The sequence below is a fragment of the Gammaproteobacteria bacterium genome (assembly GCA_041395445.1).
Classification (GTDB): Bacteria; Pseudomonadota; Gammaproteobacteria; order Xanthomonadales; family Marinicellaceae; genus NORP309.
This window is the reverse complement of record JAWLAO010000002.1, coordinates 98,303-120,811: the sequence shown is the minus strand read 5'-3', so window position 1 is coordinate 120,811 and position 22,509 is coordinate 98,303. Positions and strand designations below refer to the sequence as shown.

21 protein-coding genes are annotated in these 22,509 nt (G+C 37.7%); 12 read left to right on the top strand and 9 right to left on the bottom strand.

Annotated elements, in window-relative coordinates; translation table 11 throughout:
• Positions 1 to 8 precede the first annotated feature (8 nt).
• The 8 genes from R3F25_03890 to murJ form a co-directional block, all read right to left on the bottom strand.
• Positions 9 to 1,244 (bottom strand): PilW family protein, encoded by a 1,236-nt coding sequence (locus R3F25_03890; protein ID MEZ5495958.1) that lies wholly within the window; start codon positions 1,242 to 1,244, stop codon positions 9 to 11.
• Positions 1,241 to 1,834 (bottom strand): type IV pilus modification protein PilV, encoded by a 594-nt coding sequence (gene pilV / locus R3F25_03885; protein MEZ5495957.1) that lies wholly within the window; start codon positions 1,832 to 1,834, stop codon positions 1,241 to 1,243. Before pilV ends, R3F25_03890 begins: the two co-directional genes overlap by 4 nt.
• A 1-nt stretch (position 1,835) precedes the next feature.
• A complete protein-coding gene (locus R3F25_03880; protein ID MEZ5495956.1) occupies positions 1,836 to 2,180 on the bottom strand; it encodes a GspH/FimT family protein in 345 nt (114 codons plus the stop codon).
• 271 nt (positions 2,181 to 2,451) lie between these two features.
• Positions 2,452 to 3,408, bottom strand: coding sequence for a 4-hydroxy-3-methylbut-2-enyl diphosphate reductase (ispH, locus tag R3F25_03875; GenBank protein MEZ5495955.1), 957 nt, complete (start codon positions 3,406 to 3,408; stop codon positions 2,452 to 2,454).
• Complete coding sequence (gene lspA, locus R3F25_03870) at positions 3,383 to 3,892, bottom strand: signal peptidase II (GenBank protein MEZ5495954.1); 510 nt, start codon at positions 3,890 to 3,892, stop codon at positions 3,383 to 3,385. Before lspA ends, ispH begins: the two co-directional genes overlap by 26 nt.
• Positions 3,885 to 6,698: an isoleucine--tRNA ligase gene (ileS, locus tag R3F25_03865; protein MEZ5495953.1), complete on the bottom strand. Its 2,814-nt coding sequence runs from the start codon at positions 6,696 to 6,698 to the stop codon at positions 3,885 to 3,887. The genes lspA and ileS overlap by 8 nt, the downstream gene beginning before the upstream one ends.
• A 20-nt stretch (positions 6,699 to 6,718) precedes the next feature.
• Entirely contained in the window at positions 6,719 to 7,651 is a 933-nt protein-coding gene (locus tag R3F25_03860; GenBank protein ID MEZ5495952.1) for a bifunctional riboflavin kinase/FAD synthetase, read from the bottom strand.
• A gap of 5 nt (positions 7,652 to 7,656) precedes the next feature.
• A complete protein-coding gene (gene murJ / locus R3F25_03855; protein MEZ5495951.1) occupies positions 7,657 to 9,216 on the bottom strand; it encodes a murein biosynthesis integral membrane protein MurJ in 1,560 nt (519 codons plus the stop codon).
• Between the two features lie 229 nt (positions 9,217 to 9,445).
• On the opposite strand from murJ, the gene rpsT reads away from it, so the two are divergent.
• The 5 genes from rpsT to R3F25_03830 all read left to right on the top strand — a co-directional run bounded on the left by rpsT (position 9,446) and on the right by R3F25_03830 (position 13,230).
• Positions 9,446 to 9,709, top strand: coding sequence for a 30S ribosomal protein S20 (gene rpsT / locus R3F25_03850; protein MEZ5495950.1), 264 nt, complete (start codon positions 9,446 to 9,448; stop codon positions 9,707 to 9,709).
• Between the two features lie 172 nt (positions 9,710 to 9,881).
• Positions 9,882 to 11,213: an HD-GYP domain-containing protein gene (locus tag R3F25_03845; GenBank protein ID MEZ5495949.1), complete on the top strand. Its 1,332-nt coding sequence runs from the start codon at positions 9,882 to 9,884 to the stop codon at positions 11,211 to 11,213.
• A 129-nt stretch (positions 11,214 to 11,342) separates the two neighbouring features.
• Entirely contained in the window at positions 11,343 to 12,137 is a 795-nt protein-coding gene (locus R3F25_03840) for a thymidylate synthase (protein ID MEZ5495948.1), read from the top strand.
• Complete coding sequence (locus R3F25_03835; protein ID MEZ5495947.1) at positions 12,134 to 12,619, top strand: dihydrofolate reductase; 486 nt, start codon at positions 12,134 to 12,136, stop codon at positions 12,617 to 12,619. The genes R3F25_03840 and R3F25_03835 overlap by 4 nt, the downstream gene beginning before the upstream one ends.
• The gene (locus tag R3F25_03830) at positions 12,616 to 13,230 is read left to right on the top strand and encodes a DUF2238 domain-containing protein (GenBank protein MEZ5495946.1); all 615 of its coding nucleotides are present in this window, start codon (positions 12,616 to 12,618) and stop codon (positions 13,228 to 13,230) included. The genes R3F25_03835 and R3F25_03830 overlap by 4 nt, the downstream gene beginning before the upstream one ends.
• Here R3F25_03830 and R3F25_03825 read toward each other — a convergent pair.
• Entirely contained in the window at positions 13,227 to 14,288 is a 1,062-nt protein-coding gene (locus R3F25_03825) for a 4-phosphoerythronate dehydrogenase (protein MEZ5495945.1), read from the bottom strand. The two genes, R3F25_03830 and R3F25_03825, sit on opposite strands and share 4 nt — an antisense overlap.
• Positions 14,289 to 14,384: 96 nt before the next feature.
• Between R3F25_03825 and gap the strand changes: the two genes are divergently transcribed.
• The 7 genes from gap (at position 14,385) to argH (ending at position 22,501) form a co-directional block, all read left to right on the top strand.
• Entirely contained in the window at positions 14,385 to 15,392 is a 1,008-nt protein-coding gene (gap, locus tag R3F25_03820) for a type I glyceraldehyde-3-phosphate dehydrogenase (protein MEZ5495944.1), read from the top strand.
• A 268-nt stretch (positions 15,393 to 15,660) separates the two neighbouring features.
• Positions 15,661 to 16,671 carry an N-acetylornithine carbamoyltransferase gene (locus tag R3F25_03815; GenBank protein ID MEZ5495943.1) on the top strand — a complete coding sequence of 337 codons (1,011 nt, stop codon included), beginning with the start codon at positions 15,661 to 15,663 and terminating at the stop codon, positions 16,669 to 16,671.
• Entirely contained in the window at positions 16,668 to 17,885 is a 1,218-nt protein-coding gene (argG, locus tag R3F25_03810) for an argininosuccinate synthase (GenBank protein ID MEZ5495942.1), read from the top strand. The genes R3F25_03815 and argG overlap by 4 nt, the downstream gene beginning before the upstream one ends.
• Positions 17,866 to 18,957 carry an acetylornithine deacetylase gene (locus R3F25_03805; GenBank protein MEZ5495941.1) on the top strand — a complete coding sequence of 364 codons (1,092 nt, stop codon included), beginning with the start codon at positions 17,866 to 17,868 and terminating at the stop codon, positions 18,955 to 18,957. The genes argG and R3F25_03805 overlap by 20 nt, the downstream gene beginning before the upstream one ends.
• Positions 18,947 to 20,266 (top strand): acetylglutamate kinase, encoded by a 1,320-nt coding sequence (locus R3F25_03800; GenBank protein MEZ5495940.1) that lies wholly within the window; start codon positions 18,947 to 18,949, stop codon positions 20,264 to 20,266. Before R3F25_03805 ends, R3F25_03800 begins: the two co-directional genes overlap by 11 nt.
• Complete coding sequence (argC, locus tag R3F25_03795; GenBank protein MEZ5495939.1) at positions 20,259 to 21,215, top strand: N-acetyl-gamma-glutamyl-phosphate reductase; 957 nt, start codon at positions 20,259 to 20,261, stop codon at positions 21,213 to 21,215. Before R3F25_03800 ends, argC begins: the two co-directional genes overlap by 8 nt.
• Positions 21,215 to 22,501: an argininosuccinate lyase gene (gene argH / locus R3F25_03790; GenBank protein MEZ5495938.1), complete on the top strand. Its 1,287-nt coding sequence runs from the start codon at positions 21,215 to 21,217 to the stop codon at positions 22,499 to 22,501. Before argC ends, argH begins: the two co-directional genes overlap by 1 nt.
• The last annotated feature ends 8 nt before the right edge of the window (positions 22,502 to 22,509 follow it).

Here is a 22,509-nt window from a genome sequence, read left to right as displayed (position 1 = left end):
AACCGTTGTTACAAATTCTCTACGATGCATTCTGTAGTGATTAATCTCCGAAGTAGACGTTGAGGGGTTTGCAACCCTGTGCCTTCAATGCTATAAACATACTGCTCAGTTGCACTACGACTACTATCATATATGGTATTTAGCAATAGATGAACTTCAATTGATACTACCGAACGCCAACCACAGCCTGCTGTATTTATTAAATCAATACCTACAACTCTGTTAGTTGGAACACATTGTGATGTTGGCATACTTTGAACTCCATTTGCATCAAGAACCAAAACAGAACCATCTCTCGTTCTCACCCCATACAATACATCGAACCGATCAACTCCCTGTACAATTGGATTTGCAACACCATTCTCAACAGAATACAATGTTGGAATATCCCTTCCATCCAACACATCGTTTGCAACATAATAGCTGATAGTGCTTGTTGAAGCATTTAGATTAAACAACCTGGGCAAACTATCGGTATTGATGTTAATTACACGATTTGGATCAGCAGGTATCAGTGCAGATGCTGTTGGAGGATTTGCTGAAGTATTATAGCTGACAACATCCAAAACGGCTGCTGCACCCTTACAATTGGGAATAACAACTCTCGGTGTCGCAGTTGTATTTGAGGGTATAACAGTTCCATTTGGGAAGGTTATGGTAACAATACCTGTTGAAGAGTTTGTGTTCACTCTTTCTACTGGAAGTCCCTCGCCGGAAATATAACGAAACGTAAGCACATCAGTATCTGCTATTCTGTCTCCATCTCCGGTTCCAATATCAGGAATCGCAAAAGACGTATTTGATCCCAAAGAGTTCAAAGCTGGGTTACAACCTGCAACATCACATTCATGCCCATGCACAAAATATGCGGTATCCACTAAATAAGGTGTCAATGAAGTGGGTGCCGGTGATTGACTTACATCAGATCGCGTTGGCATACCGGGTGACAAACTTGATGTATAAACCACCCATGGTTGAGGATAAACCGGGTCATTAATTTTTGTATCATTCAAGGACGAACCAATACAATATTGATATCCTGCTTGTTCAAGATTTTGTTTTATAGAGGTAACTGCAAACCTGCCATTCTCTTGCAACCTAGCCAATCCATTTTGCATACGATTCATATTCGAAACTGTATCAAATACGGTAACCAACCCCGCCATAAGAATGAGACCAACGGTCAACGCAATCATTAACTCTACGATTGAGAATCCTTTACTTTGATATTTAGTTAATCTCATGGTTTACCCACCAATGTATAAGTTTGAATTGAACTCGCAGATCTCTCATTGGACTCAGTCCAAGAAACTGAAATCGTACAATATCCGTTGAATGGTTCAATTGCACAATTATAACAAGGTATCAAGGGCAATGAAGGATAACCTGGCTCAGTGGGTTGTAAAGGTTCTGCCGGGTCGGGTATCATAACTGGTATCGCAGATATCGGAGCTCCGGTTGATGCACAATTTATTGTTCCAGAAGAGTTTGGCAAAAGCTGAGTAATCATATTCGACCATTGCTTAACATCTCTTTGAGCCAGTTGATTAGGTCCGCATTTATTAGCTACCGAGTTGCAATCAGAAGTTATATTCTCATAGCCGGAATACGTTCCATTGTAACCATCTGACCATAAAGGAATTTGGTTGCGTCTCATCATATCCAACATAGACGTTGATAGAAATGCTGCTTGAGAACGCATATAACCATTATGATTGTTCTTTATAGAAACCGTCATCACTCCTGCCACACCCAGCAATCCAAATGAAAACACAACTACTGCAATCATAGCTTCAATCAATGTAAAGCCTTTTTGTCTTTTTCTATTATACATATTAAAGTTCACGGGAAACCACCATTCCAGATGCAGCAACATTTAAGGCCACAGATTGAGTAACATCTGCATGAGATACCACTATATTATTTGTCGTTGAAGCGGAACCTAAACTACTGAACACGACAGAGTCTCCGACTCCTGCGACATTAATAGATCTACTTATAGACTGTTTCTGCCTCAATACTAAATTATTTGCCATTAAAGTTATTGTCCACCCATCCGACCAATCGTTTCCATTCGTTGACACAACTGAAACACTTTGTCCTTCCTTGACAGCTGTCACGCGGGCATACATCAAGTCGCCTAGCAACTCATTAGCCTCATTAGTAACTTTTTGCCTCAAACCAAATTCTCTATATGATGGAATTGCATAAGACAATAAGATACCGACGATAAGAAGAGCAATCGCCATTTCAAACAAAGTAAAACCTTTATTCTTGCTACTGATAAATCTTTTTCTACAATACCGATACGAATGATTTGATTTGTATTTCATAATATTTAAATAAGTTTGTTACACAAACATATTCTTGATTATGCATATCAAAAAGTAAATAACAATTTGGAAATCAAAGAGAATTGACGAATGGTCGATAACAACAGATGAGCGGTAATTAATGGCTCTTAATATCTAATCTCAGCCCTTTTGGTAAAGCAAACTCCATGTTTTCGGGTTCACCGTGTAGTTCATTGATAACTATTTTCTCGCTATTGTTGACTAAAAAAGCCACCACATCTTGTACCAGTTTCTCAGGAGCTGAGGCTCCTGCGGTAATACCGATAGTTTCAACGCCTTCAAGCCAGGATTTATCTATGCATTGCGCATCATCAATTAAGTAGGCTTTAACTCCTTGTCTTTCAGCCAGTTCATGCAAACGATTAGAGTTTGAACTGTTGACACTACCAACAACCAAAACTAAATCACAATCATTGGCTAACTCTTTAACTGCTAACTGACGGTTTTGCGTTGCATAGCAAATATCATCGTGTTTCGGTCCTTGGATATGCGGAAAACGGTTTTTTAAGGCAAAAATAACATCAGCCGTATCATCTAGTGAAAGTGTGGTTTGAGAAACATAGGCAAGTTTTTGAGTTTCATCGAGCTTCAAGTTTTCGACATCTTCAACCGATTCCACAATAAAAACATCCCCTGAACTTAAATCCTTGTTCCATTGTCCGACTGTTCCTTCCACTTCCGGATGACCTTCATGACCGATGAGAATTAAATTGAAACCATTTTTACAATAGCGTATAACTTCCATGTGGACTTTCGTTACTAATGGGCAGGTCGCATCAAAAACCTGCAATCCACGTCTTTTCGCAGTTCTACGAACTTGCTGTGAAACACCATGAGCCGAAAATATCACGATATTGTCATCCGGTATCTCGTCTAATTCTTCAACAAATATCGCCCCTTTCGCTTTAAGATTATTCACTACAAAACGATTATGCACCACTTCGTGTTTGACATAGATTGGAGCACCAAATAATTCGATGGCTCGATTAACAATTTCTATGGCACGATCCACACCGGCACAGAAACCTCTAGGATTTGCCAGATTGACTTTCATCGTCTTTATTGATTATTAAATCGAGAATTAAAAAGAATGCACCAAGACTGATTGCGGTATCGGCGACATTAAATGACGGCCAGAAATAATCATTATAATGAACTTCTATAAAATCAATCACATAACCTAAAACCATTCGATCATAAATATTACCTAACGCACCACCTATGACCATTACCAAACCAAGATTGAGTAGTTTCTGACTTATCTTGTTTTTTTTCAGCCAAACCAACAAGATACAAACAATCACAATAGCTATCAATCCAATCGCCCAGCGTTGCCAGCCGGATTGATTGGCTAACAAACTGAATGCCATGCCTTTATTGTGCATCAAGGTCCAGTTGAAATAATCATTTACAACTACAGCTTCGTATAATTTTAAAGATTGTGTAGCAATTGATTTTGTCCATTGATCCAGAGCAAAAACAATCGCGCTCAGACCAAGCCACCACAAACCTGATTTCTGTAAATGATTATCAGACATAATATCTTTGCTCGCCATCACCTTCGATATTTTCAATGCAGCGTCCACAAAGCTCAGGGTGTTCTGAATGGCTTCCGACATCTTCACGTTTATGCCAACAACGAATACATTTTTCACCATTAGCCGTCTCTGCAAGAATATATACTACTCCGGTTTCCAGTTTGCACTCTACAGCTGAATCGGCTTTTTCAGCTTCAGGCAAAAATTCAGCTGCTGATGTGATTAAAACAAATCTCAACTCTTTATTGATGGATGAAAGTTTGCTCATCATTTCATCTTTCAGGTAAATTTTAACCGAAGCATCCAACGATGAACCGATTTCACTTTTAGTTCGCATTTGTTCTAAGAGTTTAGAGTTTGCATCTTTAATTTGTTGAATCAACTGCCAATTGTTATCATCCCATTGTGAACTTGATTTCACCTCAGGAAGTTCATACCACTGTTCAAATAACACGCTTTTCTCGTGACCCAACAATGTCCAGATTTCATCAGCAGTGTAAGTAATAATTGGCGTAATCCAGCGAATCATTGCCTGCAAAATATGATGCATGGCAGTTTGAGCTGATTTTCGAGCTTTTGAGTCCGATTTCGCGGTATAAAGTCGATCTTTTAACACATCCAGATAAAACGCCCCCATTTCCTGCGAACAGAAATGATGAACCTTTTGATAAATTTGATGGAACTGATAATTCTCATAATCTTGTATCACTTCTTTCTGAAGTTGCACAGCCTGATTGACTGCCCATTGATCTAAAAGAGTTAATTCATTCACTTCTAACATATCCGTTTTTTCATCAAATCCATGTAGATTTCCCATTAAAAATCGGGCTGTATTTCTGATTCGACGATAGCCATCCGAAACTCGCTTCATAATTTCATCGGATATACTAATTTCTTTGGTATAGTCGGAAGAAGCACACCATAAACGTAAAATATCTGCACCATAATTATCGACAATCTGTTTGAGCGAAATAAAATTACCCAACGATTTAGACATTTTACGACCATCTTTATCCACAACATAGCCATGAGTGAGAACTTGTCTATATGGAGAATGCTCATTTATAGCCACTCCGGTTAATAGTGAGGAGTGAAACCAACCACGGTGCTGGTCTGAACCTTCCAAATACAAATCAGCCGGTTCAGACAAATTATCACGAGCTGATAAAACAGCAAAGTGACTCACTCCGGAATCAAACCAGACATCAAGAACATCCATGGTTTTATCGTAATCATCCGCATCATCAATTAAATCATGAGCGTCGGTATCAAACCAAGCATCAATTCCTGATTTTTCCATCAGTTTTGCCACTTTTTCCATGATATTGAGTGTATCAGGATGCAGCTCTCCGGTTTCTTTATGAGTGAATAATGTTATCGGAACTCCCCAAGTTCTTTGACGAGAAATACACCATTCCGGACGGTTTTCAATCATGGAATAGATTCTTTGCTCACCCCAGCCGGGCACCCATCGGACATTGCGGATTTCTTCTAAGGCTTTTTGACGCAAGGATTTTTTATCCATGCTGATAAACCATTGAGGAGTGGTTCTGAATGCTGTCGGAGTTTTATGTCTCCAACAGTGTGGATAAGAGTGATTGAGTTTTTCGAATGCTAGCAGCTTACCATTTTCCTCGAGTAACTGCACGACTGATTGATTGGCTTTCCAAATATGCTGTCCTGCGAAAATTTCAGTATTCGGCAAATAGACTCCGTCACCACCTACAGGATTATAAACTTCAATTCCGTATTTTTTACTAACTACAAAGTCATCCATACCATGACCCGGAGCTGTATGTACTGCACCGGTACCGGCATCAACTGTCACATGATCTCCAAGAATCACCGGAACCGTTCTTTCATAAAAAGGATGTTGAAGTTCTATGTTTTCCAACTGCTCTCCTTTAACCGTTGCCAAAACTTTTGGAGAATCAATTTCATAACGTTTACAAATTTCATCCAGTAAATCAGCTGCAATAATCAAGTCATAATCCTTATGACCTTTTACCAGTGAATAATCAAAATCTGCATGAATAGTCACAGCCATTGAAGCCGGCAATGTCCAGGGAGTGGTTGTCCAGATTGGAATTGCCACTTTTGTTCCATCACTTTTAATGCCAAATGCACTAAAAATTTTATCGGCATCAACTGCTTCATAAGCGACATCAACTGCAGGAGAAACTTTATCCTGATACTCGATTTCTGCTTCTGCTAAAGCGGAACCACAGTCAAAACACCAATTGACCGGCTTAACACCTTTCTCAACATGTCCGTTTTCTACAATTTTTGCCAAAGCACGAACCATATCCGCTTCATATTTAAAATCTTTCGTTTGATAAGGATTATTCCAGTCACCCATCACTTCCAGACGTTTAAACTCTGTTTTTTGAATTTCAACTTGTTGAGCCGCATACTCTCGACACTTCTGACGAAAAGTTTTAGCATCTATTTTTTGACCCACCTTTCCATGTTTTTTTTCAACTTGGATTTCAATAGGCAACCCATGACAATCCCATCCGGGGACGTAAGGAGAAGACAATCCCGACATTAACTTTGATTTGACAATAATATCCTTGAGAATTTTATTGAGAGCATGTCCTGTGTGTAATGAGCCATTGGCATAAGGAGGTCCATCATGCAAAATAAATTGCGGGCGACCTTGAGTGTGCTCCTGAATTTTTTCGTACAATTTTTCGTCATCGCACTTTTTCAACCAAATCGGTTCCTTATGCGAAAGACTGGCTTTCATCGAAAAACTGGTTTGAGGAAGGTTTAAAGTTTCTTTGTATCTATTGTCATTGCTCACGCAACAGCTCCATTTAAAATTTACTTATCTGTTTTTGAAAAAAAAAGACGTGTTTGACGCACATCTTCATCAATATTTTGTTTTAACTCTTCTAAGCTACCGAATTTTACTTCATTTCGCAATTTATGGTGAAATAAAACTTCAACAATTTCACCATATACCTGTTTATCAAAATCCAGCAAGTGAACCTCTAAAATTTTACCAGTACCATTGACCGTCGGACGATAACCCAAACTGGCAGCTCCGTAATGAAGACTTCCATTGTCAAATTTTACCGACACACAAAATATTCCCTCGACCGGTGGTGATTGATTGGTTAGCTTGATATTGATGGTTGGATAACCTAATTCCCGTCCGAGTTGCTGCCCTTTGCTGACTTTACCGATGATTGAATAATCTCTTCCTAGAAATTCTTTAACCGATACAAAGTCACTTTGTTTTAGTTTTTCTCTCACCAGTGAACTACTCACTCTTTGACCAACAACTTTCACACTTGAAATATTATCAACCACAATGTTTTTATCTTCACAATACGATTTTAAAAGTTGAAAATCACCTTTTCTTTTCTTTCCGAACCGAAAGTCATCACCAATCAAAATATATTGGGCATTCAGCCCATCAATCAAAACATCTTGGATAAATTCTTCAGCTTCCAAATGCGCCAATTTGTCGTTAAAATTCAAAAAACAGCCGACATTTGCTTTTAAATCCTTAAATAATTTAAATTTCTGTTTGAATGGCGTAATGATTTTAACATTATCTTTTCCGGCAAAATACTGAGAAGCTAATGGTGACATCGTCACAACAATTGATTGCAAGCCATCTTTTTTCGCACGTTTGACAATCTGTCTGATTAAATACTGATGTCCCAGATGAATACCATCAAAATTTCCAATCGTTACAGCCGATGGTTTATTAAGGTCACAAAATTGCGGATAACGAATAAATTTCAAAATATTCAACTCTGATAAACTAACAAATTTTTAAAATTAACTCTTTGAGCTTTCAAGCAGAGCAAATAAATCGCAAAACCAATTGAAATACACATCAATAAATAAAAAGCTCTCCAACTTGCAGAATAAACTTGCCACTCAGATAAATTTGAAACAATAAACACTAGAACTCCAGCCATAACAATTGCGGAAACACTGATTTTAACAACAAATATCCAATCAATCACTCCATTGGAAACAATACCATTTTTTTTCAAACTTCTATAGAGTAGAATTGTCTGCAACCAACCAGAAACCGCACTAGCCAAAGCCAAAGCCACATGAAGTGCGATAAAACCCAAATACCACATCAGCCAAACAAACAGGATATTCAGTCCCATATTTGAAAACATTGAAATCAAACCAATTTTCACAGGAGTTTTAGTATCCTTGCGTGAATAATAAGCTGGCAACAAGATTTTATTCAAAACAAAAGCCGGCAATGCCAACATAAAAGCTATTAAACTCAACGAGGTAAATTCCGTTGATTCAGCATTAAATTCGCCGTATTGATAAAGTGTAACCACAACTTCTTTTGCTAACACCAGCAAACCAACTGCTGCCGGTATGGCAATAAAAAAACCTAAATTCAATGCCCATTTCATAGTGTTAAGGAATTTTTCATCTTCACTTTTCGCAAACTGCCGAGATAAAGTCGGCAGAATTACTGTTGAAATTGCAATGACGAAAACACCCAAAGGAAACTCAAGCAATCGATTGGAGAAATATAAAAAACTCACACCAACAATCGGCAACATCGTTGCAATCAATGTATCTAATAGCAAGTTCACTTGTGCCACTGAAGACGCAAACAAGGTTGGAACCATTAATTTCATCACTTTTTTGATTTTAGAATCCTTAAAATCAGGAATAAATTTGGGTATTAAACCCAAACGATATAAAGACGGAATCTGAACCATCAACTGCAATACACCGGCAACCAAAACACCAACAGCCAAAGATTTAACGGAAATATCAAAAGAGTCTTTTAAAAAAATTGCACAACCAATTAAAGACAAATTAAGCAGAATTGGAGTCGCTGCCGGTAAAGCAAATTTTTTGTGTGCATTTAAAACTCCGCCGGCAAATGCAACCAGCGTAATCATTGGTAAGTAAAACAAGGTAAAACGCAACATCCAAACCGCTTCATCAAAAACTTCCGGTTTATCTTCAACCCAGGTATATGCAAATAAGGTCAAAATTTGCGGAGCAAATATTTCCATCACAATCCAGACTATAATAACTATAGTCATCAGAGTTCCTGAGACTCTGTCGATAAAATGCTTAAGATCCGCTTTTGAACCCGTTGCTTTAATTTCGTTCAATACCGGAACAAAGGCCAAAGAAAAAGATCCTTCAGCAAATAAACGCCGCATAAAGTTTGGAATCTGAAAAACAACAAAAAAAGCACTTCCCCAAATCGAAGTTCCCCACAACCACGCAACAACCATATCACGAATAAATCCGCTGATTCGTGATATGAATGTAAAAATACTAACGATGGCTGTAGCCTTAAATAGACTCATAAATTATTGGCTTCTGAATTTATTATCACGGCAGAAACTGCCTGCGTGAATTTTAAAACTCTAGTGGCGATTGTCTATGGAAACATCAAAAAAAACATATAAAGTTCCCTTTAAGTATAATAAATATGCCATATAAGTCGTTTATATAGCTAAAACATTGACTCAAGCGATAATAAACACGATAATTCCCCGCTTATTTTTTTAACAGTAATTTTTTTGGAGAAATATTTTGGCTAATTCAGCACAAGCAAGAAAAAGAGTCAGACAAGCAGCGAAAAGCAGAATCCACAACATGGGTCTGCGTTCAGAAGCCAGAACATATATAAAAAACGTGAGTAAAGCCATCGAAGCCGGTGACAAAGCTAAAGCTCAGGAGTTATACAGCACAATGGTTAAAGCAATTGACAAAGTATCCAACAAAGGAATCTTTCACAAAAACAAAGTTGCAAGACATAAAAGCCGTCTGAATAACAAAATCAAGGGAATGGCATAATTATTTGCCATTTTGTATTTTTTGTATTTGTAAATATAAATAATTTGTGTAAAATCTTGAGAAAACATTAATTTCTTTTAAAAACTTGAATTGGTTCACATTTTCAAAATTTTAAAAAATTTAGAATTTGTGTCAAGGTGAAAGAATCTAACTAATACATTTTATAACAGCTATGATTACTAAAGATAAAATCTCTGTTTCGCATCTTCAAATCGGCATGTATGTTTGCCAACTTGATAGATCTTGGCTTGAAACTCCTTTTCCGTTTCAGGGATTTTATATTCGTACTAAACATGAGATCGAAGAAGTTAAAAGATTCTGCGATTATGTGTATATCGACGCTGAAAAAGGTACGCAATCATACAAAGAAAACACTCCTTTCAAACCTTCTCCTCTTTTAGTTGAGGAGAAGAAAAGACAAGCTGAAAGTGGAGAAGCAAAATCTAAATATGTTTTTGCCTCAGATTTGAAAAAGATTCCTCTTCATATTGGAAAATATGATTCGATTACCAAACCTTTCAAGAAAGAAATTGATAATGCCAAAGTTTTGTTTTCGGACTTATCATATTCAGTCGAGCAATTAAGTTTCAACCTCAGAGTTGGTAAAGGGTTGGATGTTAGTGAAACCAAGAAATTGACCAAATCTGTTGTTAAAAGTGTCATTAACAACCCAAATACAATGATTTGGCTGAGTCGTTTAAAAGACAAAGGCGACTACACTTACAATCACTCTTTACGATCCAGTGTTTTAGCAACTGTTTTTGGTCGTCACTTGGGATTAGAAGAAGACGATTTAATTTCTCTGGCGACAGGTGTGTTATTGTCTGATATTGGTAAGACCAAAATTAAACGTGAGTTACTCAACAAGTCTGGAGAACTTACTGAAAAAGAAATGGCGATTGTTCGCAGTCACGTTGAATTAGGTGTCGAAATGTTGGCAAAAGACAAGAACGTTGAACACTGGACTCTTGTTATTGTTGAAACGCATCATGAAAGATTCAATGGTTCCGGTTATCCTTATGGGTTAGTTGGAGCTGAAATTCCTTTCTTCGGTCAAATTGCCGGACTGGTTGATGTGTTTGATGCCATTACAAGCAAAAAATCTTATGGTCAGTACATGACACCATCGGAAGCAATGGATTGGCTGTACACACAACGTGATAAAATGTTTTCAAGCAAGTTGATTGATGACTTTATTCAAGCGATTGGTTTGTACCCGGCTGGTACTATAGTTGAACTGACTGACAATTCTATTGGGTTAGTTGTTTCTCACAACCCTGAGAAAAGATTGAGACCACAAGTCCTAATGTTAAGAGACAACAACAAAAATGATATTCAATCAAGCAAAACAGTTGATTTGTCGAAACGTGCATTTATGTCAAAGGTTGACAGACCAATGGTTAGGAAAGCCATTCTTCCTGAGTCTTTAAACCTTTCAGGTGATAAAATTCAAGGGATATTGCAACGCAATGCTCAAACAGGACTGAAGTCACTGTTCGGTTAATAGAAAAACCTTACAACAATTAATTAGAAAAAGGCTATCAGAAATGATAGCCTTTTTTTATAGTTGACAAATTTTTTAAAGGAAAATTAAAGTATAATGAACATCGAATTTCAAGTTGAATTGAACTAAATGAAAAACTATCTTCAATTATTGCAAACTCTCCTGGATCAAGGAGCTACAAAAACAGACCGAACCAATACGGGAACAAGAAGCCTGTTTGGTTATCAAATGCGTTTTGATTTATCCAAAGGCTTTCCTATGGTAACAACCAAGAAACTGCATCTTAAATCAATTATTCATGAATTATTGTGGTTTCTTGCCGGTGATACCAATATCAAATACTTACAAGATAATGGTGTGAGAATTTGGAATGAATGGGCTGACGAAAACGGTGATTTAGGACCGGTATACGGTTATCAATGGCGTTCTTGGCCAACTTCTGATGGCAGAAAAGTCGATCAAATCAAAAATGCCATTCAACAAATCAAAGAAACACCGGACTCCAGACGTATTATTGTCAATTCATGGAATGTCGGTGAAATTGAAAACATGGCTTTGCCGCCTTGTCATTGTCTGTTTCAGTTTTATGTTGCAGATAACAAGCTATCATGCCAACTCTACCAACGCAGCGCTGATGTTTTTTTAGGTGTTCCATTTAACATCGCTTCATACGCACTGCTTACCATGATGATGGCACAAGTATGTGACTTAAAGGTCGGAGATTTTGTTCATACATTTGGTGATGCTCACCTCTACTCCAATCATATTGAACAAGCTAAAGAGCAAGTTTCAAGAACACCCTATTCTCTACCAACTATGAAGATAAATCCTGATATCAAGAATATATTCGAGTTTACATATGACGATTTTGAATTAACTGATTATCAGGCTCACCCTCATATCAAAGCACCGGTTGCAGTATGAAAATAACAACGAATCTGACAATTATTGTTGCTATGGATGAAAACAACCTCATTGGAAAGGATAATTCACTTCCCTGGCATTTACCTGCAGATTTAAAATATTTCAAACAGCAAACACTCAATAAAACCATTCTTATGGGTCGAAAAACATGTGAATCACTTCCCTTTGTACTTCCTCAAAGAAGAAATGTGGTTCTAACAAGGAATGTCGAGTTTACCCGTGAAGGATTTGAAATCATTCATAAACTGGATAGCATTAATGATTACGAAGGTGAAGTGATGATAATTGGTGGAGCAATGATTTACAAATTACTAATGCCTTATGTGAATAAATTACTCATTACTAAAATACATCATCAATTTGATGGAGACACCAATTTCAGTTGGAATCCTGCTGACTGGAAAATAGCTTCACAATTGGATTGTCAGACTGATGAAAAGAATCTCTATAATTACAGTTTTATGGAGTACCATAGAAAATGATGAAATCCCATATCTATAAAACTATCTGGTTGTTAATTTTCTCGTCTGTACTCATTTGGTCAGCCATAGAGCCCAAAGACAAGTTCACATGGTTTTTAGAGGTGCTACCCGCAATTATAGCAATCATCATACTTGCATTCACATACAAAAGCTTTCCATTAACTCCGTTACTGTATATTTTGATATTAATTCACAGCATTATTCTTATGGTTGGAGGTCATTACACTTACGCCGAAGTCCCTTTGTTTGACTGGCTCAAAGAGACTTACGATTTAACAAGAAATAATTACGACAAACTGGGTCATTTTGCTCAAGGATTTGTCCCGGCAATTTTAGCCAGAGAATTATTTATCAGGCATAATGTTGTTTCCGGAGTATGGTGGAGAAGGTATTTAATTGTCAGTGTTTGTCTGGCATTCAGTGCTTTCTATGAGCTTATCGAATGGTGGGTTGCTGTCGCATCAGGAGATGAAGCTGTAGCATTCTTGGGAACTCAAGGATATGTCTGGGACACGCAATCGGATATGGCATGGGCAATGTTTGGGTCGATTCTTTCCTTATTAATTCTCACAAAACTGCATGACAAACAACTGAAAAAATTAAGCAATTAATATAGCCATTCTCTACGAATCGGATAATTTTTTCTCAGTGAATCGAAGTATTCACCACTTTGCAGTTCCGGGTGATTGAGTATTTTTTGCAGTTTTTGACTGTCACTGACAATATCATAAGCTGATAACACATCTTTGAAAATTGAGTTTGAACTATTTAATTCAACAAAAATTTGCTTTGGAAACTTTGCGTCATCAATTACAACTTCTGCTCTATATATTCCAAAATAATCACAACAAGCCTGATATATCATCTCCGTTCCTCTGACTTTTCCGTCATAGCTATATCCCGCAATATGCGGAGTTGCCAATAAGGAATATTTCAACAGTTGTAAATTGATATTCGGTTCGCCATTCCAGACATCAAGAATAAGCTGTAAACCTTCGTTTTTCTGTTTAAATTTAAGCAATGCCAATTCATCAATAACCTCACCACGAGAAGAATTAATTAAAAGAGCATCATTTTTTAGGAACTGCAAAGTATTTTGATTGATAAACTGATAAGTAGAATGTTTTCCATCGAAAGTCAAAGGCGTGTGAAAACTAACAACTTCACAACAGAGAGACTCCGGTAATGACGAAAACTTCATCAGCTGAGGATTTAAATCTTGTAATGGCGGATCATTGATAACTGTTAAAATACCTAACATATCACAGTATTTTTTCAAAGTTTTACCGACATTGCCATAGCCGACAATTCCCACCGTGACATCATGGATGTTTCTATCTTGCTGCTGACACCAATAACAAATTGCAGAAATCACATACTGAGCGACCGAGTTGGCATTGCTTCCCAGAGCATTTGCAAATCCAATTCCTAAAGTACTTAAGTCTGATAAATTGACATGATTGACACCACTTGTCGCTGAAGCAACAAATTTAACAGGAGTATTTTGCAATAAATTTTTATCAACTTTAGTCACAGAGCGCACAAGCAAAACATCAATATCAAGCAAATCCTGATTGCATATTTGCCGACCAGGCTTAGTTGTTATCTCTCCAATATGTGAAAAAAAATCATTCACCAAAGGAATATTCTCATCTGCAAGAATCTTCATTTTTCTGTCATGTTTTAATGATATAACTATGACTATTATAATTGAATATCTCATATCTGTATGAGAAAATAGTAGAAAACATCAAGGAGAAATAGAATGACAATTCGTGTTGCAATTAACGGTTATGGTCGTATCGGGCGTTGTATTGTTCGTGCTTTGTATGAATACAATCGAAAAGATGAAATTCAAATCGTTGCTGTCAATGATTTGGCGGGAATTGATGTTTCAGCACATATTACCCAATATGACACCGCTCATGGTAAGTTTAATGCTGTGGTGGATCATACTAGTGATGAATTGATTATCAATGGTGACAAAATCAAATATTATTCCGAAACCGATCCTGAGAAATTACCTTGGGCTGAATTGGAAGTTGACTTGGTTATGGATTGTACCGGTCGTTTCAAAAGCCGTGAGTTGGCAAGCAAGCACCTGAACGCTGGTGCAAAAAAAGTCCTCATATCAGCTCCGGCAAAAGGTGAAGTCGATGCCACAATTGTTTATGGCGTTAATGATAATGTACTAAAACCGGAACACCAAATCGTTTCCAATGCTTCTTGCACCACCAACTGTTTAGCTCCGCTTGTGAAGCCTTTGCATGATGCCATTGGTGTCGAATCCGGTTTAATGACTTCTATTCATGCTTATACTAATGATCAGGTCTTATCCGACACTGCCCACGCAGATTTACATCGTGCCCGTTCAGCAACAATGAGCCAAATTCCAACCAGCACCGGTGCTGCTAAAGCGGTTGGATTGGTATTGCCCGAATTGAATGGCAAACTGGATGGATTTGCCATGCGGGTTCCGACCATCAATGTTTCTATTGTGGATTTAGTCTTTCAGGCATCCCGACCAACAACAATTGAAGAAGTAAACTCGATTATGTTAAAAGCTAGCCAGCAAATGCCTCGCATTTTGGGCTACAATGATAAACCTCTGGTATCAATCGATTTTAATCACAATCCGGCATCCTCCACTTTTGATGCCAGCCTGACTAATATCAAAAACGGAACGCTGGTTCAGGTGTTTTCATGGTATGACAATGAATGGGGCTTTTCCAACCGTATGATTGATACCGCATTAAAAATGATGTCGTTTTAATTTATTTTAAAAAAAATCTTGTGAATTAAAATTTTGATTGTTAGACTCAACCCAAGAATTAAATTATTAAATTATGAAAAACACGTTTAAACAACAGAATTATTTACAAGCCACTGCTTCAGTAGCTTGTGTTGTTGTTGTTCGACGTGCACGCCGTCGCATGAAACATGCCGGGGTGTAGAATTATAATTTTCAAGGAATAAGTTTACAAAACCCGGCAAAAGCCGGGTTTTTACATTCTGGCTTTTGTTGACTAAATACCGGAGCTATTATGTATAAAAACTTTATCAACACCGAAGACTGGTCGAAGTCAGAGATTGAAGGCTTAATTGATGTTGCCAAGCAACTAAAAGATTCCCCTTTCCACCAAAATTTCAAAAACAAATCATTTGCTCTTTTGTTCTTGAATCCATCCATGAGAACACGAACTTCCTTTGAGTTGGGAATACAACAATTAGGCGGAACAGCCATCGTCCTGCAACCCGGAAAAGATGCTTGGGGAATCGAGTTTGAGGAAAGAATTGTGATGAATGGCGATGCCGAAGAGCACATCAAGGAAGTTGCAGCTGTTTTATCAACTTATGTCGATGCGATTGCTATCAGAGCTTTCCCAAAATTTCAGAATTGGGATTACGATAAACAGGATAATGTCATCAAGTCCTTTGTAAAGTATTCCAGTGTGCCTATTATCAACATGGAAACCATTGTTCATCCTTGCCAAGAACTGGCTTTGATGATGACAATGAAAAAACATTTGGGAGAAGTTGAGAATAAAAAATTTCTGCTGACATGGACTTACCACCCAAAACCATTAAATACCGCTGTTGCAAACTCGGCTTTATCTATTGCTTCCAAATTTGGTATGGATGTGACATTACTTTGTCCCAATAAAGATTATCTACTGGATAAAAAATATCTAAAGATTGCCGAAGAAAACTGCCAGCAACAAGGTTCAACTTTAACAATTTCACACGATATCGAAGAGTCCTATAACAATGCTGATTTTGTCTATGCAAAAAGTTGGGGAGCACTACCCTACTACGGAAACCCCGAGGAAGAATTTAAAATCCGACGTCAATATGCCCATTTCATGGTTGATGAACATAAAATGTCACTGACCAATCAGGCTAAATTCAGTCATTGTCTTCCACTCAGAAGAAATATCAAGGCAACGGATGCAGTCATGGATAGTGATTACTGTGTGGCTATCGAAGAAGCAGAAAACAGACTGCATGCACAAAAAGCGATGATGTTAAATTTGTTTGGAGAAAAAATATGAAACAGAAAATTGTTCTAGCCTTTTCAGGTGGACTTGACACAACCTATTGTCTTTATGATTTGATTAACAAAGGTTATGAAGTGCATTCAGTATTCGTCAATGCCGGTGGAATCAGTGACGAAGAAATTACTCAAATTCAACAAAAAGCCTTAAAAATAGGAGCAACCAAACACTACAGTTTCGACATTCAACATGATGTTTGGAATGGTTTTGTCAAACCATTAGTCTGGTCACATGCACGAATGAATAACGAATACCCTCTATTATGCTCCGACAGATACATGATTGTTAAGAAGTGCCTTGAGCTTTGCGATGAGCTGAAAACCGACTTATTTGCACATGGTTGTACAGCGATGGGTAATGACCAGTTTCGCTTTGATCAAACGGTTAAATCTTTGGGAGATTATACAATCATCGCTCCAATCAGGGATTTACAGGAAGAAGTCTCCGCTGTTCGGGATTATGAAATTGAAAAACTGAATGAAGCAGGTATTGAAATTGCTCAACAACATAAAAATTATTCAATCAATGAAAATATGCTGGGAGTAACAATTTCAGGAGGTTCAATTGATCAATTTCAGCAACCGGGTGAAGATTCATGGCATTGGCTTAAATCAGCTAAAGATTGGCCGAAGAAACCATTAACAATAAAAATCGGTTTCGAAAAAGGTGTCGCTGTCAGTATTAATGGCGAAAAACTGGATGGAGTTTCTATTATCAATTATCTCAATGAAGAGTTATCTGAATATGGTGTTGGCAGACACATTTATACCGGCGACGTCAGTATCGGACTGAAAGGAAGAATTGTGTTTGAATGTCCTGCAATTGATGCTTTAATAACCGCGCATCAAGCCATTCAGGATGCAGTGAATTCCAAATTTCAGAATCAGTTCAAAGACGTGATTGCTAACCGCTGGGCTGAACTGGTTTATTACGGATATTTTCATGATCCACACAAAACTGACCTCGAATCCTATCTAAAAAGCTCGCAGAAATTTATTGACGGCGAAGTGACTCTTTACACAGAAGGAGCAACAATTACAGCTGTAGCCATTGACTCTGATTATATTGTTAAAGATGACAAATCAGTTTATGCCCAATCCTGTAACTGGTCGCCGGCAGATGCTATCGGTTTTATCAAATTAGCAGGCCAGGCATCCACTTTGGTCAATTCGGTGAGAAGGAGAAATGCCAATGCTCAATCAAATTCTTGAACATCTTGATTTTTTGATTCAGCAGGATACTCAAAATCCACCAAGACAAATTAGCAAAAATGACGCTTTATTCAAACAACTAGAGTCACATTTTTCTCATTTCGAGTTTGATGTTGAAATAACTGACCTGAATGACGGTCATGTGATTTTTTATGCAGTAAAAGGCAATCCAACCCTATTATTTAATGTCCATCTGGATACCGTTCCGGTGACAAAAAGCACACTCGATGAATGGACATGTGACCCCTTTAAACTCACAATAAAAAATGATAAAGCCTATGGCAGAGGAAGTTGTGATATAAAAGGTGCAGCGGCCTGTTTAATGACATTGGCTGAAAATACTGAAAATCTCGCGGTTGTATTTACGACCGATGAAGAGGGTGCGAGTGGTTGCTGTGTTCAGCACTTTATTGATAATAATGATCTATCACATTACAAACAAATCATTGTTGCCGAACCAACCAACTCCAAAGCTGTCGTTTCGCATCGTGGATATTTATCGTGTCAAACAAAATTCTTTGGCAGAAATGGTCACTCATCAATGGCGATTGCATTGAAGGAAAATGCGATTCATAAAGCCAATAAATGGCTTGCCAAAGCCTTAAACTTCAGCGAACAAAAAGTTACTGAAAATAACCCAGCGGGAATTTGTTTCAATGTTGGCGTCATGAGTGGTGGCGAAAAAAACAACATGATAGCTGAAACTGTGCAACTCAATTTTAGCGCCAGAGTTCCGGCAGGCAGTAACTCAAGCGATATCTATGAAAAACTAAAGGCTCTGGATTCAAACAGCGATACACACTGGTATGCGGGTATGATGGCTCCGGCACTCCCATCAACTCAAAACGGCAACCTAAGCTCGATTCAGTTTTGCGAACAAAATAATATTACGGTCGCAGAACCTGTGGATTTTTGGACCGAGGCGGCATTGTTTTCACAGGCAGGTTCTCCGGCTCTGGTTTTAGGACCGGGTGATATCAAACAAGCCCATACAATTGATGAATGGGTTTACTTATCGCAACTCCAACAATCTTTTGATTTTTATCTTGAGGTGTCAAAACATGGAAACTAAAAAAAATCTAATTAAAAATGTTTTGCTGCAACTCGGTAATTCGACCGAAGCTAAGTATTATTTGGATCAATATAAGAACTCAAGGCAAAACAAATTTGCTGTTGTGAAAGTCGGTGGTAATGTCATTGAAACACAGTTAGAGAAACTGGTAGAGTCCATCACACTTCTTTATTATCTGGGTCTCACTCCAATCATTCTGCACGGAGCCGGTCCACAACTGGATGCGGAAATTCTTATACGAAACATGCCCGTGAATAAAATTGACGGACTAAGGGTTACTGATACTGAAACCATTGAATTGATGCAACCGGTTGTTAAAGACGTTCATGATAAATTATGCCAAGCACTCTCAGAAGCCGGGGTTGAAATCAAAAGCATTTTCAATGAAGTCTTTACCTGTGACTTTATGAATAAAGACAAATATGGATTTGTCGGCGAAATCAAATTTGTCAACATGAGCCCAATCAATGACGCCTTGGAACAACAAAAAATACCCGTTTTATCCTGCCTTGGCAGGGATGACAATGGCAATGTTTTCAACATTAATGCTGATTTTGCTATCAGAAAACTGGTTTGGGAAAGCAACCCTGAAAAGGTGATTTTTGTCACTCCAACCGGAGGATTATTGAACGAAAATAGTCAATTGATTTCAGCCATTCAACTCGGTGGCGAATACGAATCTCTGATGAATGAGCCATGGTTGCATTCAGGCATGAAATTAAAAATTCAGCAAATTTATCAATTACTGAAACCCATGCCTAGAAAACTCAGCGTTTCAATAACAGCTGCTACTGAACTTGGAAAGGAGCTTTTCACACATAAAGGCAAAGGCACATTCGTTTCTATGGGTGAAAGTATCAATCAATATGATGTGATTCCGGCAAATCTGAAATTAAAAGTCATTAGTCTGCTTGAATCAACTTTTAAAAAGAAACTAAAACCCGATTTTCTGGACTCACTTGATTTGGAATCGCTGTTTATATCAGAAACAGCTCAAGCATTGGCAATCATCACAAAAGGCTTTAATGGAAAGCCTTATTTGAATAAATTTGCTGTCACTCCTCTGGCTCAAGGTCGTGGGTTGGGCAAAGCCATCTGGGAAAAAATGCTGGAATATTATCCTCAATTATATTGGCGTTCCAGATCAAATAACCCAATAAACTCATGGTATTTTAGAAAATCAGACTGCTCATGCAAACATGAAAACTGGATTTCATTTAGCATTGGTATGGAACACATCGAATCAATGCAATGCATGCAAAAAGCTCATGAATATCAGGATAGTTGGGAGGAGTCTGCTCATGTCTGACATCATTCAAACAGCTATTATCGGAGCCAGAGGTTATGTCGGTTTTGAGCTCATTCAATTGATTGACAAACACCCGATGACGAAACTAATTGCTGCTTACTCAAGAGAATATAACGGCACAAAAATTTGTGATATCGTCCCGAAATTTTCTGACAAAGAGTTAAAATACCGTGCTGATGAAATAGAAAGTGTAGTCGATTTGGATACTGATGTTTTATTCTTGGCACTACCTAACAACATTGCGGCTAAATACAATAATCTGTGGAAACAGCTTTCTTGCGATAAAATAATAATTGATCTCAGTTCAGATTTTCGTTTTGACAATGACTGGCAATATTGTCAACCTGAAACTTGTACTTTGAATGCAAATTCAGCAAATCTTATAGCCAATCCGGGATGTTATGCCACAGCGGGGCAACTTGGTTTACTCCCTGTGAAAGATTTTATCAAAGGAACACCAAACATCTTCGGCATTTCCGGTTACAGCGGAGCCGGCAGCAAACCTTGTGACAATAACAACCCTGAGAAACTACAAGACAATCTCATGGCTTATAAACTCACAGGACACATTCATGAAAAAGAAATCTCGAAAGTCATCGGACAAAAAGTTAATTTCATGCCACATGTCGCTGAGTTTTTCAGAGGCATTCATCTGACAATTTCAGTTGAATTGAAATCAGCTTTAAAGCCTGAAGATGTTTTTCAAATGTATTCAAAATTTTACAAAGAGGCTGAGCTCATCAATATTTCAGCTGAAATACCACAAGTTCAATCGGTGCAAAATACTCACAATGTTAATATTGGTGGTTTTACAGTCGATAACAATCATCTGGTTTTATGTGTCACAATTGATAATCTTCTTAAAGGAGCTGCCACTCAGGCGATTCAAAATATGAATCTGGCTTTAAAGGAGAGATATAATTTACAAATCAATACAGGAATCATTTAATGAAAAACAAAAATTATCTCTGGAGCGGAGAAGATGGAAATAATATTCATCAGGACTTAATGGATTTTATGGCTGGCAATGACATCAAGCTGGACAGACACTTGTTTGTATTTGACATTGAAGCAACAAAAGTCCACGTTCAGGGTTTGAAAAAAATCGGAATTTTCACTTCTGAGGAATACAGAAAAGTTAAAAAGGCCTTAAAAGTCTTAAAAAAACAATTTCAATCCGGAGAATTTTCTCTGGATAACAAATATGAAGACGGACATTCAGCGATTGAATTTTATCTAACGGAACAATTAGGAAGTTTAGGCAAGAAAACACATACAGGCAGAAGTCGGAATGATCAGGTGTTAACTTGCAGTCGATTATTTATGCGCCATCATCTGCAACAAATAAAAGAATTAAACAAAAAAGTCATATCCTCTTTGTTAGACCTTGCAGAAAAACATAAAAACACCGCCATGCCGGGATACACTCACCTGCAAAGAGCCATGCCAACAACAGTTGCCGTTTGGCTTTTAGGTTTTGCGGAGTCCTTAATTGATGACAATATGCTGATTGATTCCACGATTTCCTATATCAATTCTTCACCATTAGGCACAGCCGCCGGATTTGGTGTGCCATTAAACTTGCCCAGAGAATTTACCGCTAAAAAACTCAAATTTGAAAGAGTGCAAATTAATCCTGTTTATGCCCAAAACTCACGAGGAAAATTTGATTTAGTTGTCCTCCAAACCATATATCAGGTAATGCTGGATATTCGCCGTTTTTCTTGGGACTTGAGCCTGTTTATGACCGATGAATTCAATTTTGTAAAACTGGATAAAAGCTATACAACCGGTTCATCCATCATGCCGAATAAAGCCAATCCCGATGTGGTTGAACTTATGCGTGCATCATTATCTGTGATTGAAGGTTCAATAAGCCAGATTCAATCTTTAATGTCGCTACCTTCCGGCTATCAACGGGATTTACAAATGAGCAAAGAGCCAATGGTCAAATCTTTGCTATTTACAACACAAGTATTGAAACTAATTCCGGGGTTAATTGATGCCATGAATTTTAATCCCGAAGTCATGAAATCAGCAATCAGCCCCGAAATGATGGCAACTGATTATGCTTTGGAACAAGTCAAAAAAGGCAAGAATTTTCGTGATGCTTATGGCACAGCAAAAGTAACTGAAAACAATATTTCTTACCAAGACTCTATTCGTAATCGTATTTCATTAGGCGGAGCCGCCAATTTGGGAATAAAGTCTCTGCGAAAACGGCTGGATAACTAGAATATTTC

Coding starts and splice junctions, on each gene's coding strand:
- argG (MEZ5495942.1), top strand. CDS start 16,668: ATGAAACAGAAAATTGTTCTAGCCTTTTCAGGTGGACTTGACACAACC.
- ispH (MEZ5495955.1), bottom strand. CDS start 3,408: ATGAAAGTCAATCTGGCAAATCCTAGAGGTTTCTGTGCCGGTGTGGAT.
- R3F25_03840 (MEZ5495948.1), top strand. CDS start 11,343: ATGAAAAACTATCTTCAATTATTGCAAACTCTCCTGGATCAAGGAGCT.
- pilV (MEZ5495957.1), bottom strand. CDS start 1,834: ATGTATAATAGAAAAAGACAAAAAGGCTTTACATTGATTGAAGCTATG.
- R3F25_03805 (MEZ5495941.1), top strand. CDS start 17,866: ATGCTCAATCAAATTCTTGAACATCTTGATTTTTTGATTCAGCAGGAT.
- R3F25_03890 (MEZ5495958.1), bottom strand. CDS start 1,244: ATGAGATTAACTAAATATCAAAGTAAAGGATTCTCAATCGTAGAGTTA.
- R3F25_03800 (MEZ5495940.1), top strand. CDS start 18,947: ATGGAAACTAAAAAAAATCTAATTAAAAATGTTTTGCTGCAACTCGGT.
- argC (MEZ5495939.1), top strand. CDS start 20,259: ATGTCTGACATCATTCAAACAGCTATTATCGGAGCCAGAGGTTATGTC.
- R3F25_03845 (MEZ5495949.1), top strand. CDS start 9,882: ATGATTACTAAAGATAAAATCTCTGTTTCGCATCTTCAAATCGGCATG.
- argH (MEZ5495938.1), top strand. CDS start 21,215: ATGAAAAACAAAAATTATCTCTGGAGCGGAGAAGATGGAAATAATATT.
- gap (MEZ5495944.1), top strand. CDS start 14,385: ATGACAATTCGTGTTGCAATTAACGGTTATGGTCGTATCGGGCGTTGT.
- lspA (MEZ5495954.1), bottom strand. CDS start 3,892: ATGTCTGATAATCATTTACAGAAATCAGGTTTGTGGTGGCTTGGTCTG.
- R3F25_03825 (MEZ5495945.1), bottom strand. CDS start 14,288: ATGAAGATTCTTGCAGATGAGAATATTCCTTTGGTGAATGATTTTTTT.
- R3F25_03830 (MEZ5495946.1), top strand. CDS start 12,616: ATGATGAAATCCCATATCTATAAAACTATCTGGTTGTTAATTTTCTCG.
- murJ (MEZ5495951.1), bottom strand. CDS start 9,216: ATGAGTCTATTTAAGGCTACAGCCATCGTTAGTATTTTTACATTCATA.
- R3F25_03835 (MEZ5495947.1), top strand. CDS start 12,134: ATGAAAATAACAACGAATCTGACAATTATTGTTGCTATGGATGAAAAC.